Origin of the sequence: Pelagibaculum spongiae (assembly GCF_003097315.1) — a bacterium.
GTDB lineage: Bacteria > Pseudomonadota > Gammaproteobacteria > Enterobacterales > Pelagibaculaceae > Pelagibaculum > Pelagibaculum spongiae.
Map to the genome: position 1 here is coordinate 278,674 of NZ_QDDL01000001.1, position 16,788 is coordinate 295,461.

The following is a 16,788-nucleotide window of genomic DNA, read 5'->3' on the forward strand; positions in this document are numbered from 1 at the left end:
CCAGTTCAGTTAATCTCATTATCCATAGCCTTTCTCATGGACGAGATCATCGACTCCAATTTAGCGGGTGCTGAGGCAGGATCATCGTTTGATGCTTCCAACTGGCGAACCAGTACGCTGCCTACAATGACACCATCACTTACTTTGGAGACAGCCGCCGCAGTTTCTGGCGTGCTGATACCAAACCCGACGCCAATTGGCACTCGAGTATGTTCGCGAATCTCAGCTACTTTTTTCTCGACAGCATCAACATCAAGGTTGGCGCTGCCGGTGACCCCCTTAAGCGAAACATAGTAAACATAGCCGCTGGCCAATGCGCAGATTCGTTTAATCCGGTCTTCTGGCGAAGTCGGTGCCAAAAGAAAAATAGGATCAATTCCACGCGCCTGAAAAATTTCTGCAGGCTCGGCCGCCTCCTCAGGTGGCATGTCTACTAGCAAAATGCCATCAACACCTGCATCCGACGCCTTGTCAGCAAAGGTTGGATACCCCATATGCTCAACCGGATTTAGGTAGCCCATTAATACAACGGGCGTTGTTGCGTCTTTTTGCCTAAAAGTTCGAACCATATCAAACACGTGAATTGGAGAAACGCCTTTTGCTAGCGCTCGCTCACAAGCATGCTGAATGACCGGACCGTCTGCCATGGGATCAGAGAAAGGTACCCCTAGCTCGATGATATCTGCTCCACCCTCTACGAGGGAATGCATAACATCAACGGTTATCGAAGGATCTGGATCACCGGCAGTAATATAAGGGATCAGCGCTTTACGACCTTGGGCTGCAAGCTTTGAAAAAGTCTCGGCAATTCTGCTCATAGTAAATCCCCTAACGTCACACCATCGATTTGCGCAACAGTATGAATATCCTTATCGCCACGACCCGATAAATTAATCACGACCACTTGATCTTTGCTCATTTCAGCGGCCATTTTCATACCATGGGCCACTGCATGACTGGATTCTAATGCAGGTAAAATACCTTCAGTCCGATTCAGCGTTCTAAATGCCGCTAAAGCTTCGTCATCATTAATCGCACAATACTCAGCACGTTTAATATCTTTGAGCCATGAATGCTCAGGGCCAACACCTGGATAATCCAAACCGGCAGATACCGAATGGGTTTCGATAATCTGTCCATGTTCATCGGCCATCAAGTAAGTACGATTGCCATGCAATACGCCGACTTTACCAACGGTTAATGGCGCAGCGTGCTTGCCGGTTTCAATACCCAAACCACCCGCTTCCACACCAATTAAACGCACTTCTTTGTCGTTAAGAAATGGATGGAAAATACCAATCGCGTTAGATCCACCACCGACACAAGCTACCACTGCATCTGGCAGTCGCCCTTCCAGTTGTTGGATTTGCTTACGCGCTTCTACACCGATCACTCGCTGGAAGTCACGTACCATTTCTGGATACGGATGCGGCCCGGCCACTGTGCCGATAATATAAAAGGTGTCATCGACATTGGTTACCCAATCGCGCATTGCATCATTTAATGCATCTTTTAAAGTGCGCGAACCTGAAGTTACTGGACGCACTTCAGCACCCAATAATTTCATTCGATAAACATTTAATGCTTGGCGGGCGATATCGTCTGCGCCCATGTAAACAATGCATTGCAAACCAAAACGAGCACATACCGTGGCAGTCGCTACGCCGTGCTGGCCAGCACCGGTTTCAGCAATAATGCGCTTTTTGCCCATTTTGCGTGCTAACAATACCTGGCCGATGGTGTTGTTGATTTTATGTGCGCCGGTGTGATTAAGGTCTTCACGCTTCAAATAGATCTTGGCACCGCCAACATCCCGAGTTAAATGTTCCGCAAAATACAACGGTGAAGGACGACCCACAAAATGCTTAAGGTCGCTTTTATATTCTTCAAGGAACTCAGGATCATTGCGGCTACTTTGCCAAGCCTTGTCGAGCGCCTCAAGTGATGCCATTAAAGTCTCGGAAACAAATTTTCCACCGAAGCGCCCAAAACGCCCCTCAGCATCGGGCTGCATGCACAAGTCTTTTTGCTCAGTCACCTTTAACTCCTTGAATAAACTGCCGCACTAGTTGCGGATCTTTTTTTCCTGCGGAGGCTTCAACGCCACCGCTAACATCAACACCGTAAAGCTTACTGCTTCCCAGTGCCAAAGAGACATTCTGAGGGTTTAACCCACCAGCAAGAATAATTGGCTTTGCCAATTGATCGGGAATTTGAGACCAGTCAAAGGTCTCTCCAGTTCCGCCATATTCTCCGGGTTTGAATGCATCTAACAATAATGCCTGGGCATTAGGATGCATTTTGGCTATTTGGTGCAGATCAACATCTGGCTTCATACGAACCGCCCTTAAATAAGGGTGATTGAACTGTTCACAAAACTCAGGGGACTCATCACCATGAAACTGAGGAAGTAAGCCTGGCCATCGGTCCAGTAAAGATTGAACAAACGCTGTTTGTGCATTTACAAACAAGCCAACCGGCGTCACATGCCCGGGCAATTGATCAATAATTGCCGCAGCCTGTTCAACGCTGACATAACGCTTGCTCTTTTCAAAGAACACAAATCCAAGTGCATCGGCTCCAGATTCAACTGCAACCTGCGCATCCTGATCACGGGTGATCCCACAGATTTTGATCCAAACCACTAAACGCTACCTACCCCAAAAATCAAAAGAACCAGTAAAGAGTGACGCTACTGGAATACATTGTTATTCAACAAACATTGAATGAAATGCGCCAAAACGATCATTTGATCGTAAACCAACAAAGGAAATTTCCTTATAAGGAATAACCTTAACAGGGGGGCAAGCCGGATTCCAGAAACAAAGGTCCGATTGCGTGTTTAGGTAAGTTAAATTGTTCTGGGTAATCAACTTCCACCAGAAACAATCCATTCGGCGGTGCAGTAATACCTGCCTGGCTTCGATCCTTAGCTTCCATTAATTCAGCCGTCCAGGCAACCGGTTTCAAGCCAGCACCGACCTCCATCAGCGCCCCAGCAATATTCCTAACCATATGATAAAGAAAAGCATTAGCTTTAATATCGATGATCACATACTCAGCTTGGCGGAATACATGGATATGCCGCATAAAACGCCAAGGGGTATTAGATTGACAACCATGCGCTCGAAATGAGGAAAAATCTCGCTCACCCAACATCGATTGGGCCGCCAAGTGCATCAGTTTTTCATCCAATGGGCGGCGGTTCCAACTGAGGTGTTTACCAAACAAAGCAGGACGCAGCGGCGTATTGGCAATCACATACCGATAACGCCGGGCAGTCGCACTGAAGCGGGCATGAAAATCATCAGAAACCGGCTTAACCCATTTAAAACTGACACCATCCGGCAAGTTAGTATTACCGCCAAAAGTCCAAGCACGCTCATCGCGAACTGCATCGGTTTCAAAATGAACAACCTGTCCTGTCGCATGAACGCCGGCATCAGTTCTACCGGCACAATGTACCGTTACCGGATGGTTGGCAATTTTCGACAGAGACCGCTCTACAAAAAGTTGTACTGTATGAACATCATCTTTCTGTCGCTGCCAGCCTTTAAATGCCTGGCCATCGTACTCAACACCTGCCGCAAATTTCATTTGATTCTCTTAACACTGAAAGTCCAACTGCTCGCTATTGGCTAAAACGCCGCGACAGCAAATAATCGGCATTATACCCAAACCACCTCAAGATGCAGGATTCACATCGCCATCTTGGAGTGGCTTGGGTATATACCGAAATACAACAGCATGCTGGTGATTCAATTGAAGCAGCCAATTTGAGTCGTCATGGCTTTGTGGTCAAAACTTTGTTGATGCAAACTTCTATTAGCGACTCCAATACAAACTCTCACTTTTCAAAAATTAAAAAATTATTTATCACGTTTTTAAAAAGTTTTTTATTCGGCTTTAATGCTTCCTCTTTTAATTAAAAACAAACCACCCTTTCAGAAACCCTATAACAAAATATTGGCAACTCACAATACAAACATTCTACGCAGACCAAACCATGCTTAATCAAGCGAAAACACTAACAAAAACTTAACTAATAACTCTTTAAAACATCAATTTCAGTATACCGGACTACCAGTTACACCAAGTACAGCCCCACAGAGCCGCCAAGCGACTTAATTGGCATTAACATTGATATCATCACTTTAATCTATTCCATTTCCATTCTTTTAATTTGTAATTGTATGACAGGTTTTGTCGAAATAAGCAGCTGCGCTCGCTTGGCTTAATTGCAATGCTTACGGCTTTTTCTGACAACCCGTTACAAGCAATCAGTTGAAATAGGCGGTTCTATTATGAAAAAACAGGCTTTAGCCAACATATCAGGGCTCAGCTTACTGGTATTTGCATCAGCCGCCCAGGCAGTCTCAAATACTGGTGATGGCGCTACAACATTAAGTGATGGGCCGTTATTTGTGCGCCAGGGTGTCGAGCCTAATCTGATTCTAACATTAGACGACTCAAACAGTATGCGTAGAGCACTGATTGATGGCAGTAATTTGGGCTTATACAAAAATATGAGCCCAGAATTTAATGAGCTGTATTTTAATCCAGGCACTCCGAGCAACCCAATTATTTATATGCCACCAAAACATGCAGATGGCACGCCTTATCAAACCAGCTGGAATAGAGCTTATGTCAGTGGTTTCAAAAAAGACTTAAATGGTGATGGCAATGAAGACTTCGTCGATCTTTCGGTTAATTTTCGACCTACAGGCTTATTTCCATTAACCTCACGAGACCTTCAAAGAACCGTCGCGGAAAATGACGACAGGCACCAAATTATAGATCCGGATGGATTGCAGATGTTGCAATGGCATCCCCACGGACTATTACAACCAGTAAATCTTGGTCACGCAGATCATCCCGGCCATGATGACAACGAGCTAAGAAAAGCTGGCGAATCAGCTTACTATTACCAATTCAAAAGTACATGTGATAGATCAGTTGCAGCAAATGCAGCAAATATCAATAATACTAATTGTTTTGAAAAAAAAGGAATTCCAGCATCTCAGCAACAAAATTTTGCTAATTGGTATTCATTTTATCGTACCCGGTTATTAGCCACTCAGACTGTTTCTAATCTAGCTTTTTCAGATTTAGATGAAAATTTCAGAGTGGGCTGGCAAGGCATGCTGTCTTGTTACCTTGAAGACCCCGCCCCCGCGAATGCTCCAGAAGCATGCCAAACCAATGGCCGAACTATAGACAACCGAGTGCTTCCCTTTACGCCGCAGCACAAACAAAATCTAATAGAATGGCTTGAAGATATTCCAGTTCGCGACAGCACACCGACTCGCGAGGCCATGTATCGTGCTGGAGAATGGTATAAAAATACCACCGCCAGAGGCCCATATGCTGTATTTGATCGAACAACTGGGCTAGCTGCAGCGCCTGCTGCAAGTGGTGCATCTAGTTGTCGAAAGAACTATCATCTATTAATGACTGACGGCACCTTTACATCTACGAACTACAACAGAAGATCCAATGATAGCACCACTGCAAGTCTAGCGGCTGTAGATGATTACGTTGCAGCGACTGCTACACATAATGCCGATAATATAAATCAGACCTTAGGGGATGGTTTAACCGAATATACCCCCCGCACACCATTTAAATCAGTTGCACCTAAAAGCCTCGCCAGCATGGCTTTTTACTACTGGGCTACTGACTTAACGGGATCGGCATTAGATAATAATGTTGCAATTTCGGAAGATGCAATTAGAGAACCATGGAATGCCAGATATAATTCAGCAACTTGGCAACACATGGTGAATTTCACAGTTGGGTTAGGGCTAAACAGCCTATTGAACGATGGTGACTATAACGGCAATACCTATGGTGGACTCTACGATCGCATCATAAACAGCCCTGGAGATGTCGGTGTAAATTGGCCTTCAACTGGCTTCGATGGTAGTGGTAACGCTCGAACTAAAGTACTTGATTTATGGCACGCAGCAGTTAATTCTCGCGGTCAGTTTTTTAGCGCTTCTAATCCACAAAACCTACAAGCCGCTTTTAGAACAATTTTTGGCAATCTCAGCGAAGAAATACCTGCTGCTCAAGTTGGTTTTTCTGGCGCAACTTTAGGCACGGCTGACTTTGCTTTTTCCTCTTCATTCAATAGTCAAAATTGGTCTGGTGAAGTAAAGGCCAATAAATTATTTTCCAATAGCCAGCCACCGCAATTGCTCACAAATTCAATCCCTTTGGTACTTAACAATGGCTCTGAAGTTACTGCATCTGGCGTACTAAATGCTCAATCAGCATCAGATCGAAATATTAAGCTTGCTAGAAAAACTGCCACTGGCTTTTCTCTGATTGATTTTTCATGGAATAGTTTAAATACTGCCGAAAAATCATTAATGAATGTAAATAGCTCGCTACTTGCAGATAATAAAGGGCAACAAAGATTAAATTGGCTTCGAGGAGATAGAAACAATACTCAAATTAATCAACTGCGGACAGAGCAAAACCGTTTAGGCGATATTACTGCAGCAGCACCTGTGTATGTTGGAAAGCCCGACAGCTATGGCTTGTCGACGCTGACGCCGGAAGGAACTAGTTACGAGTCTTTTATGACAAGACAAGCTAATCGGTCTCCTAGACTTTATGTTGCAAGCAATGATGGCATGCTGCATTCATTCAATGTTGATGCTAATGAATTAAATGTAAATGGCGGAAGCATTCTAAGCAGCGGTGATTTCTTTAAAGAAGAGTTCGCCTACATACCTTCAGATTTACTAGATAAATTACCACGGTTAACTGACCAAGAATATAATCACCAATATTATTTAGACGTCACACCGACTGTTCAAGATGTTTATGCTTCAGGTAGCTGGAAAACCATTTTAATTGGTGGCATGCGCGGTGCTCGAAGTATTTACGCATTAGATATTACTGACCCAGACAACATATCTTTGCTATGGGAATTTAATGAAAAAAGCAACCCTTTGTTGAATTCTGAATTACTCGGCCATACCTATGCCAAGCCAGTCGTTGCAAGATTAGCGGACGGTAAATGGTACGCGCTAGTCAGTAATGGCTATGATAATCAGAGCGATGGCTTACCATCCTCTGGTAAAGCGGCATTGTTTGTTATCCGGATTGAAGATGGTGAATTAGTTAAGACTTTACAAACCAGCCCCGGCAGCGCAACTAACCCGAATGGTTTATCAGAAGTCGCTTTAGCGGATATTAACGGTGATTTAATTACTGATTATGCATATGCAGGCGATCTTTTTGGCAATTTATGGCGCTTTGATTTTAATAAGCCAGATAGCAACAATCCGTTTGGTACCAGCAGCCCAAGCGACTGGAAAGTAGGCCTTGGCCAACAACCTCTCTACTCATCTAAATCAGAAGTTTTCAATAGCTTAAGTAACACTCAAACTACTCAGCCACAACCAATTACTAGCCATCCCTACGTGGTTAAGCACCGAGAACAACCTGGCCATATTGTGTTATTTGGCACCGGTAAATACATTGAACCTGAAGATCATTTACAAGCCACTGCATCAAGAAACAGCTTTTATGGTATTTGGGATCAACAAACCAAAGGCACACAATCCAATAGCGTAAACATTCAGCGTAATAATTTGCTACAGCAAACTATTACCAATTTTTCAGTTAACAAAACCTTCGAATCAATCACCGAAGTCGTTCGAACAACCACTGAAAACGAACCTGATTGGCGAACAGCTAGCAATACTAATGGCCAATTGGGTTGGTATTTAGATTTCCCTGCAGGCAATAGCAGCGAAGGTGGTGAAATGGTGATTACTGAAGGTGCTGTTCGAGGTGACCTATTACTATTTCAGACCTCTCAATTAGCAGCAACACCTTGTGAAAATACGCTAAATAGCTGGCTATATGGCTTGGATCCCGTCACTGGTAAAAAAGTGACTTTCCCTCAGTTTGATGTTAGTGGCGATGATGAACTTGACCTGCAAGATCAAATTTTATCCCCCCAAGGGCGTCAATCAATATCAGCTTTGGAACTTAAGCGTTTAGGCGCGCCATCAGTAATTGGCGATTATATTTATTTCTCAACCACTTCAGGCGTGACTAAACGACGATATCAGTCAGGTTCACGTAGAAACGCTAGGCAAGTGTGGAGAAAACTAAAGTAACTTTGCTAAGCGAATAACCCTAAAAAATCTAGGCAGCAAATATTGTTGCCTTTTTTATGCCAAAAAATCAAACAAAGACTGCATGCGGAAAGTGATGTAAATCACATTTAATAAAGACTATACCTTGACAAAAAAAATGGCTTTTAGAGAAGAAAAGTAACCATTCAAAACAATGTGACCAATTATTCTGTTAACCCGCCCATAGAGTCGCATACTTAACGATTTTGCTAACTCATCGTTATAACCTCACACGATCTTTGAAAAACCGATCACATGTTTCGTCTAACGGCGATGCTGCGATCAAACGGAAACATCGCTTCAACACTGGAACCAGATTGGGTCAGCATCTACCGAATCCAGATTGAAGCGAGGGGGGAAGGTTGCCTGCTATGCAGAACAAAAAAATAACTATTTCAATCGCCTTGTCGGCTCTATTGTTACCGTCACTTGGTTATGCCGCAGAAGCAACTCAAAGTGGCCACGCTATTAACGCACTATCTCAATCACCAGCAGAATTGTCTGAGCCAATTGCGCCTAACATTCTATTTACCATTGATGACTCCAATAGCATGCGCCGTGCATTTATTGACGTAATCATAGGTAATAAAAAGCCGAATCAAGCATTAGAGGCTCCAAAACGCTATTATTATTCAAGTGAACTAAATGGCATTTATTTTGACCCAACCATAGATTATCAACTTCCTTATAAAGACAACACCACTCGTTTTTCTACCGAGTTTTCTGCAGCACACATCAATGGTTTTCAACCCGATTTAAATACTACGTACAATTTAACAACCCAATACCGCCCAACCTGGCTATACCCTAAAAAAGGTGATTCTAAAACTGATTTCTCTAAGCAGAAATTTGCACTGCATCCAACTATCGATACTGTTACTGCAAGCGATAGCGATAGCGACAAAGTATTTACTTCAAAAAATGCAGAAACTACAGCCTATTATTACCAATTTAAATCTACTTGCACCGGCAATCAAAAATTTATTGAAAGCTGCTATGAACTAAAAACACCCGACACTGCCGAGCTGAAAAGAAAATTTGCGATATGGTACTCATTTTATCGTACTCGCTTATTAGCAACTCAGTCCGCTATCAACCTTGCGTTTTTTTCTAGGCAAGATAAAACCAATAACTTTCGCTTTGGTTGGCAAGGATTACTTAATTGCTTCCTTGATAAGGGCACTGAAAATCGCTGCCCTGACAATATAAATAATTTCATCAAGCCTTACACCGAGGCCGACAGAAATAATTTTATGACGTGGTTAACTACAATCAAAACTAAAGAATCAACTCCAACGCGACAAGCCTATCATAGGGCTGGCCTCTGGTTTCAAAATGAAACCAAAGATGGCCCCTATGCAATTTATGATGAAAATGGCAATGCTAGCGCTCCGACTAAAGCTAGTGCGTCAAGTTGTCGCAAGAATGCACAGATTTTATTAACAGATGGCGCATATACTCCCGACCCCAAGGAGAACAAGCCATCATACTATGATGCAGCTGCGCTGCACGATGCAGACAACACTGATATTACACTACCAGATGGTTCTGAATACACGTCGCAAGTTCCATTCTCTAGCGAGAGTGAAAAAACACTGGCCGATATTGCTTTTTATTATTGGGCAACTGACTTATCAAATTTGCTTAACAACAACATTAAAACTAAAACATCTACTAATAATTGGAATGCACGAGGCAACCCAGCATCTTGGCAACATTTAACCACCTACGCAATTGGACTAGGGTTAGATAACTTTTTTGATTCAGGCGATTATCTTGGCGATACCTATTCTGGTTTTTTTAAAAAAATAGAAAGTGGCACACCCACTCAAAATGGCACACCTACTCAATGGCCGACCTATGAAAGCAATGCAGCGCAAACTACCGAAATAAAAAAGAAAAAACTATACGACCTATGGCACACTGCAATAAATTCACGGGGCACTTTTCACAGCATAGACAAACCAACCCAGCTCCAATATGTATTGGATAAAATTCTTACCGGATTAAACGAAGATTCTGCCAGCAACAGTAAAGCTGATTTTTCTGGACCTACTGCAGATTCAACAAAATATGGCTTTACCGTTAATTATGCTCAAGAATTTTGGAGTGGCGAGATCATAGCCTCTCATCTGGATAACAGTCTTGTTTTTAATACCGACACCAATCCCAGTAAGTCTATAAAAGCCAGCCAAAAAATAAAGACTCCAGCCAACCGAAATTTTTTATTCGCTGACACGGCTCAATCGACAGACAATACTTCACGATTAGAAAAATTTAAATGGAGCAAATTAAACGATGCCCAAAGAGCGCTGTTTAATATAACTGCAACCAACGAAGCAGATAGCTTAGGTGAAAAACGACTGAACTGGCTAAGGGGCGCTAGAGACGAAAATCTGCGAGCTCGACCTGGCGCATTTGGCGATATTACATTTGCCTCACCGGTTTTTGTTGGAGCACCTGACAGCTTTGGCCTTGCAAACATGAAATCTGAAAATGGTACATTAACCAGTGCAGCCGGCGACTACAAAGCGTTCGCGACAGCGAATGCTAATCGCAAGCATGCTTTGTACACTGTTACCAATGACGGATTACTGCATGCCTTTGACGTTACCACTACGGCTACAGACAAACTGCCAACCGCTAATTATTTTGACGAGTTATTCGCTTTCACCCCTAGTGCATTACTGCCTAAGTTAGCTCGTGTTTCTGATTTAAATTACATCCACAAATATTTAATGGATAGTACTCCGGTAGTCTCCGATGTCTACATTAATAACAAGTGGAGAACGGTTTTAATTGGAGGCATGCGTGGTGCACGTAGTATTTATGCACTCGATATCACCAACCCTGAAGAGCCAAACCTTCTATGGGAAAAAGATCAAAGTGACAGCAGCTTATTAGGTTTTACTTACGCTAAACCTGCCATCGCTAAACTTAACGATGGTAAATGGTATGCTTTAGTTCCTAATGGCTATGTAGGTGCTAATACAAAGCAAATAGATGGCTATACTGGCCACGCTGCCTTATTACTAATTGACATTGAGTCTGGTGACATTGTGGTTTCAGAAAAATTAGATACCGGCATAGGTTCTGCTGCTGCACCTAATGGGTTGTCTGAAGTTGCACTGGCAGATATTAACGGCGATTTGATTACCGATTATGCCTATGGCGGTGATATATACGGCAACCTATGGCGCTTTGATTTTGTTAATAGTAGTGAAGGATTTGGTTCTGGCTCATCTAGCGACTGGAAGGTCGGCCTTGAAGGTAAACCACTATACTCTGCAAAATATAACGGCCACCCTCAGTCAATTACCACAAAACCATTAATTTCCAAAAACATCCATCAGGATAAAGGCTATGTAATCACTTTTGGCACTGGCCGATACCTATTTGATTCCGATAGCAATAACAATCAAATCTCTGAATCAACCAACTCCTTTTATGGCATATGGGACCAACAAACTGATGGCTCTAGCTCCAACGAAGTATCGATTACGTTAGACCGTACCATTGAAGCTGGCCAACAATCTTTATTAAAGCAGGAAATTTCAGAGCAGGTGATTGCTAATTTTTCTAGCTCTCGACACATCATTCGAACTTCTACCGACAAAAAGCCAAGTTGGAAAAGCCCGCACTACGGATGGTACATGGATTTAGATCAATCGATCGACAATCCTAAAACACCTGAAATGACTATTTTTAGTGGCGAATTACGCGCTAATTTATTACTAATGTACACATCGCAGTTTTCTAAAAACGAAGGATGCTCTAATGATGATGGTAATAAAGTCAGTTGGCTTTATGGTATCGACGCCACCACAGGTAGCCGGGTTAAGTTCCCTCAGTTTGACTTGTCTGATGATGATGAATTTACCGATGAAGACTTGCATGTTGTCGATGGTAAAAAACAATCAGTTTCAGCAGAAAAACTACCTAGTTACGGTGCTCCAGCGGTACTTGGGAATTATATCTACTTCACACTCCCAAGCGGTGATCTAGCCAAAATGAAATATAAAATTGATACCATAAAATCTGCCAGACAGTCCTGGCGACGACTAACCGACTACCAAGAAGCACCCATCGAAAAAGAAGAATAGAAAGAATAAAAAAGCGAGCCACTTAGGCTCGCTTTTTTATCACAACGGATAAAGCTCTAAAGCATTAAACACCAAAGAAATAAAACTTTGACGCAAATATCGCAGCCAATACCCACATGCTGACTGACACTTCAGAGTGGCGACCTGCCAATAGCTTTATAATCGGATAACTAATAAAACCGAGTGCAATACCATTGGAGATTGAAAAACTTAACGGCATCATTAATGCAGTAATTACCACTGGGCCGGCTTCAGTTAAATCATCCCAGTCAATTTTCACCAATGAGCTCGTCATTAAAATTGCAACATAGAGCAAGGCTCCTGCAGTCGCATAACTAGGTACCATTGCCGCTAATGGTGAGAAGAACAGCATCAGCAAAAATAGCAAACCAACCACAACTGCTGTTAGACCGGTTTTACCACCAACCGATACCCCTGCAGCACTTTCAATATAAGAAGTCACGGTGGGCGCGCCAAATAAAGCACCAATCCACGAAGCCGTGCCATCAGTGACCATCGCTTTGCGCATATTTTCTACTGAACCGTCCTTACCGACCAGCCCTGCCCGATCACCCACTGCAATTAAAGTGCCCGTGGTATCGAATAAATTAACAAACAGGAAGGCAACAATTACGCCAATCATTTCAACATTCAGTGCGCCCATAATATCTAGCCCACCTAAAATTGGCTCAATCGATGGTGGCGCTGCAACCACGCCACTAAAGCTCACGGAATCATCGCCAATTAAGGCAATCACACTGACAATTGCAATCGCTAATAATACCGCTGATTTCATTTTTCGCTGGGCGAACGCCAAGATCAGGCACAAGCTCAAGCAAGCCATTAATGGTTGAAAAGCGGTGATATCACCCATGGTGACGAAGGTTGCTGGGTTAGCAACAACGATACCGGCATTTTTCAAACCAATTATTGCCAAGAAAAAACCAATGCCGCAGGTAATACCACTGCGCAAACTATCGGGAATACTATCGACAATCCATTCGCGAACCCGAAACAAGCTCAGCAGCATAAAGCCAATTCCGCCCCAAAACACACCACCCATAGCTTGCTGCCAGCTATAACCCATACCCAGTACCACGGCATAAGCAAAGAAGGCATTCAAACCTAGGCCAGGTGCCAAGCCAATCGGCCAGTTGGCGTATAAACCCATAGCGATAGTTGATAACCCTGCAACGAGGCAGGTAGCAACAAAAAGAGCGCCCTTATCCATTCCTGCAGCCGATAGCATGCCAGGAATCACAAATACCACATACACCATGGTGATGAAGGTAGTGAAACCAGCAACCAGCTCAGTACGAACAGTGGTTCCTTTTTCAGTCAGATGAAATACTCGCTCCAACAAGCCTGAATGACAGGTAGCCGAAACTTCTTCTGCGCGATCAGCGCGAACTTTACTCACGGGCGACTTCCTTAATTTGGAAAAATTTTACTGTTTCCAGCGGGATTTTTTATTTGAGATAAAAAATCTATTCCGCCTGATGTTTAGTGGGAAAGCCCTTGTAGCAATTGCTTGGGCCTTCCATTTCCAACGTCACAGCAGCATTCGATTGAACATCCAACGCTGATGGATTCTGCGCTGCTGCTAAGTCAGCAACAGCGATAAGTCGCTTCTGCCATGATGTGACTGCTAAAACAGTCAAGGCAGTGAATAATATGATTGGAACGTTATATTGAATAACGTAAGGATACTTACTCAGACGAACTAATAACAATAAAATTAAGCTGTTGCACGTTCGCTTGAGATACAAACGAAACTCGGCAAAACACTACAAATTCGCTAGTAATTTGCGGCGGCATTATCCATACATATCAGCAGACCAGCTTGATCTCAGACAACAAAACAGAGATTCCTTGATTCAGCAACAACAAATAAAAAATAAGCCACTCCTTCAACAGCATGAACCAGCTTCCAAATTTGATGGAAGTTTTCCACAAAACATGGCCATTGAGGGCAATCCTGACATTAAACCTCCAATATTTTTCTATGCTGTTCGTAATATATTTTTTGGTTTTGAAAATAGATGGTTATTACTTCCCATTGAATGGAAATAAATACGACATCTCGTGCGAGCATCATTTAAAAAATAGTTTGTTTTTCTAGATGATTAATATCAGAAGGCAATAAATATTCATTTAAAAAAACAATCTGCAACTATACAAATTAACTACATATTAGCGTGACGATATTACTTGCTGTAGATCTATACAAAACAACCATCTATCACATCTTGTAGCGTAGCCTCTGACACAAATACAAGGAGCGATCTACAATCAGCAGAATATGTCAATTTTAGTTTCAGTCTTAAATAGCAGTATATATATGAAACAAAAACAATTTTCCACCTACTCGTTCTTTTTGTTAATAGGCCATACATTTCTTTGTCTGATGAGTCTCTCAGCACAAGCAAGTGAAAATGAAAGTGAATTTTTATTAAAAAATTCTCTAACGGAAATTTGCCTTGGTACTGCACCTTATAATGGCAAAGGAATTAAAATAATTCTTCGCTTGCCTTGCGATCCGAAATCACCGTCACAACGCTGGCAAAATACGACTGATGGCGTGTTGGTCAACAGTGATGGCTTATGTCTTGGCCAACACTCCCTATCTCCACTGATGCTGGGATTACGTTGCAGCTCAATAAAGCAAATACCGCAGCTCGCGGCCGTAAAATTGAATGATCAATTGCTACAAACTACTTTCCAAAAACGCACTAACCATGCAGTGCCCAGATATAATAACTATCTGGCTTTTATTGACAGTGCAGTTGAGCCTGCTCACAAATGGCATAAACACCCTGTTCAATCTACATCTCAAGTCAGCTTGTCTGATACAGGTAATATTAAAGTCAACTTTATCAATCTAGATTTTGGAATAACCAATGACAATGACAAGTACAACTTCTGATGTTTGTTGTTAATGACAAAAACACTAAAACTGCGGTGAGATTTATTTCTTCAGATAATGACCAAAAAAAATCCCGCGCTTATTTTCCAATAAACGCGAGATTTTTCTTGCGAGGGTTCTTTAGAGCAATGGTTTATTTTGCTTCTGGCTCACTAATTTCAGAAATTAAACTTTTACAGCATGATTCAACAGCATCAACCACGCCTTGATAACCAGTACAACGGCACAGGTTACCCGAGTGCTCTTTGCGGATAACCTGTCGATCTGGCATCTCGCCTTTAGCGAGTTGATCTTTATGGGTTTCTAAAAACTCGGTCGTTTTCATCACCAAACCTGGCGTGCAATAACCGCACTGCACTGCACCAGTGTCAGCGTAAGCCTGCTGCACTTTACTTAATCGCTCGCCTTTTGCCTGACCTTCGATCGTTTCAATTTTTTTACCTTCAGCCCACACCGCCAAACTAATGCAACTATCAATCGGCAGACCATCAATTAAAACCGTGCAAGCACCACACTCACCAACACCGCAGCCTTCTTTCGCGCCGGTAAAACCTTGCTCTCTCAGCACTTCCAGTAATGATTGTCGAATATCAACGGTCAGCTCAACTGGCTTACCATTGATTTCCAAGCTAATAATTCGCTTCATTGCTTTTTTCATTAAACGGTACCTCCCGAAATCGCCCCTACCAAGAAAGCACTTTGGGCTCGTTCAATGGCTTGCTTTGAGACCTTGCGTGATAAAGTTCGAATAATATGCTGACGGAATTCCTTACCGGCTCTCCATGAGTCACGGGGGTTTAAATCATCTAGCACCATCTGAGACAACTTTTCCAGCAGACGATCAATACTCGCAGCATCAGCAATCGACTGACCCACCATGGCAAGTTCAGCATTACGACAGCGCTTAGGTGTTGGAGCAGATACGGTATAAGCAATTCTAAAGTCGGCTAATTTATTACCTGCACTGCCACCTTCAAGCCGGCAGGCAACTGAGCAGCCGATGGTTGCAATATCCATTGCGCCACGCATCGCGTACTTAATAAAATGCCCACCCATGTTCTGATAACCATCAACCGGTATCACAATGTGCGCCATTAGCTCACCAGGATTTAGCGCTACTTTTCCCGGACCGAGATAAAACTCCTCCAAAGGCATGGTTCTTTTGCCTTCAGCTGACAATAATTCCACCTGAGCATTCAATACCAATAAAGGCGAAGAATTATCGGCACTTGGCGCACCATTGCACAAATTACCACCAATAGTGGCTGCGTTTCTCACTTGCGGCCCACCCAACGAGCCAGCACCTTCAGCCAATACAGGAATATATTGTTGAACTAGCGGATGATTAATCACTTGCGAACAAGTGACGCAAGCACCTATTTCAATTGAACCGTCATCGCGCATTTTAATATCAGATAAATCTGGTAAACGGCTAATATCGACTAAATTAGCAAAGCATTTATCGCCTTCTCGCAATTTAATTAATACATCGGTACCGCCTGCAAGAATTTTACAATCTGGATATTGTTCAAGCAGAACTGCTGCATCTTGTGCACTGCTGGCCCGGTGATAAGTATTTAAGTCAAACATTACTAATTAC

The 16,788-nt window shown here is 42.8% G+C and carries 13 protein-coding genes; 5 read left to right on the top strand and 8 right to left on the bottom strand.

Annotation, left to right across the window (positions count from 1 at the left end; all coding sequences use genetic code 11):
* Positions 1-5: 5 nt before the first annotated feature.
* The 4 genes from trpA to truA all read right to left on the bottom strand — a co-directional run bounded on the left by trpA (position 6) and on the right by truA (position 3,597).
* Complete coding sequence (gene trpA / locus DC094_RS01275; protein WP_116685278.1) at positions 6-818, bottom strand: tryptophan synthase subunit alpha; 813 nt, start codon at positions 816-818, stop codon at positions 6-8.
* Positions 815-2,014 carry a tryptophan synthase subunit beta gene (gene trpB / locus DC094_RS01280; protein ID WP_116686161.1) on the bottom strand — a complete coding sequence of 400 codons (1,200 nt, stop codon included), beginning with the start codon at positions 2,012-2,014 and terminating at the stop codon, positions 815-817. The genes trpA and trpB overlap by 4 nt, the downstream gene beginning before the upstream one ends.
* 16 nt (positions 2,015-2,030) lie before the next feature.
* Entirely contained in the window at positions 2,031-2,645 is a 615-nt protein-coding gene (locus DC094_RS01285; RefSeq protein WP_116685279.1) for a phosphoribosylanthranilate isomerase, read from the bottom strand.
* 148 nt (positions 2,646-2,793) lie between these two features.
* Positions 2,794-3,597 (bottom strand): tRNA pseudouridine(38-40) synthase TruA, encoded by an 804-nt coding sequence (truA, locus tag DC094_RS01290; protein ID WP_116685280.1) that lies wholly within the window; start codon positions 3,595-3,597, stop codon positions 2,794-2,796.
* Between the two features lie 92 nt (positions 3,598-3,689).
* On the opposite strand from truA, the gene DC094_RS01295 reads away from it, so the two are divergent.
* The 3 genes from DC094_RS01295 (at position 3,690) to DC094_RS01305 (ending at position 12,262) form a co-directional block, all read left to right on the top strand.
* Positions 3,690-3,929 carry a hypothetical protein gene (locus DC094_RS01295; RefSeq protein WP_116685281.1) on the top strand — a complete coding sequence of 80 codons (240 nt, stop codon included), beginning with the start codon at positions 3,690-3,692 and terminating at the stop codon, positions 3,927-3,929.
* Positions 3,930-4,304: 375 nt separating this feature from the next.
* Complete coding sequence (locus DC094_RS01300; protein WP_116685282.1) at positions 4,305-8,141, top strand: pilus assembly protein; 3,837 nt, start codon at positions 4,305-4,307, stop codon at positions 8,139-8,141.
* 389 nt (positions 8,142-8,530) lie between these two features.
* A complete protein-coding gene (locus DC094_RS01305; RefSeq protein WP_116685283.1) occupies positions 8,531-12,262 on the top strand; it encodes a pilus assembly protein in 3,732 nt (1,243 codons plus the stop codon).
* 64 nt (positions 12,263-12,326) lie between these two features.
* On the opposite strand, the gene DC094_RS01310 is transcribed toward DC094_RS01305, so the two are convergent.
* Together DC094_RS01310 and DC094_RS01315 are read right to left on the bottom strand one after the other, a co-directional pair.
* Complete coding sequence (locus DC094_RS01310) at positions 12,327-13,682, bottom strand: NCS2 family permease (protein ID WP_241503938.1); 1,356 nt, start codon at positions 13,680-13,682, stop codon at positions 12,327-12,329.
* A 67-nt stretch (positions 13,683-13,749) separates the two neighbouring features.
* Positions 13,750-13,995, bottom strand: coding sequence for a hypothetical protein (locus DC094_RS01315; RefSeq protein WP_133245429.1), 246 nt, complete (start codon positions 13,993-13,995; stop codon positions 13,750-13,752).
* Positions 13,996-14,134: 139 nt separating this feature from the next.
* Here DC094_RS01315 and DC094_RS01320 point away from each other — a divergent pair, with 139 nt between their 5' ends.
* Both DC094_RS01320 and DC094_RS01325 read left to right on the top strand, forming a co-directional pair.
* Positions 14,135-14,335 carry a hypothetical protein gene (locus DC094_RS01320; RefSeq protein WP_116685285.1) on the top strand — a complete coding sequence of 67 codons (201 nt, stop codon included), beginning with the start codon at positions 14,135-14,137 and terminating at the stop codon, positions 14,333-14,335.
* A 268-nt stretch (positions 14,336-14,603) separates the two neighbouring features.
* Positions 14,604-15,188, top strand: coding sequence for a ricin-type beta-trefoil lectin domain protein (locus tag DC094_RS01325; RefSeq protein ID WP_116685286.1), 585 nt, complete (start codon positions 14,604-14,606; stop codon positions 15,186-15,188).
* A 133-nt stretch (positions 15,189-15,321) separates the two neighbouring features.
* Here the strand turns inward: DC094_RS01325 and DC094_RS01330 are convergent, their stop codons facing one another.
* Both DC094_RS01330 and xdhB read right to left on the bottom strand, forming a co-directional pair.
* On the bottom strand, positions 15,322-15,846 hold the full coding sequence (locus DC094_RS01330; protein WP_241503939.1) for a (2Fe-2S)-binding protein: 525 nt from the start codon (positions 15,844-15,846) through the stop codon (positions 15,322-15,324).
* Positions 15,846-16,778 carry a xanthine dehydrogenase subunit XdhB gene (xdhB, locus tag DC094_RS01335; protein WP_116685287.1) on the bottom strand — a complete coding sequence of 311 codons (933 nt, stop codon included), beginning with the start codon at positions 16,776-16,778 and terminating at the stop codon, positions 15,846-15,848. Before xdhB ends, DC094_RS01330 begins: the two co-directional genes overlap by 1 nt.
* Positions 16,779-16,788: the final 10 nt, after the last annotated feature.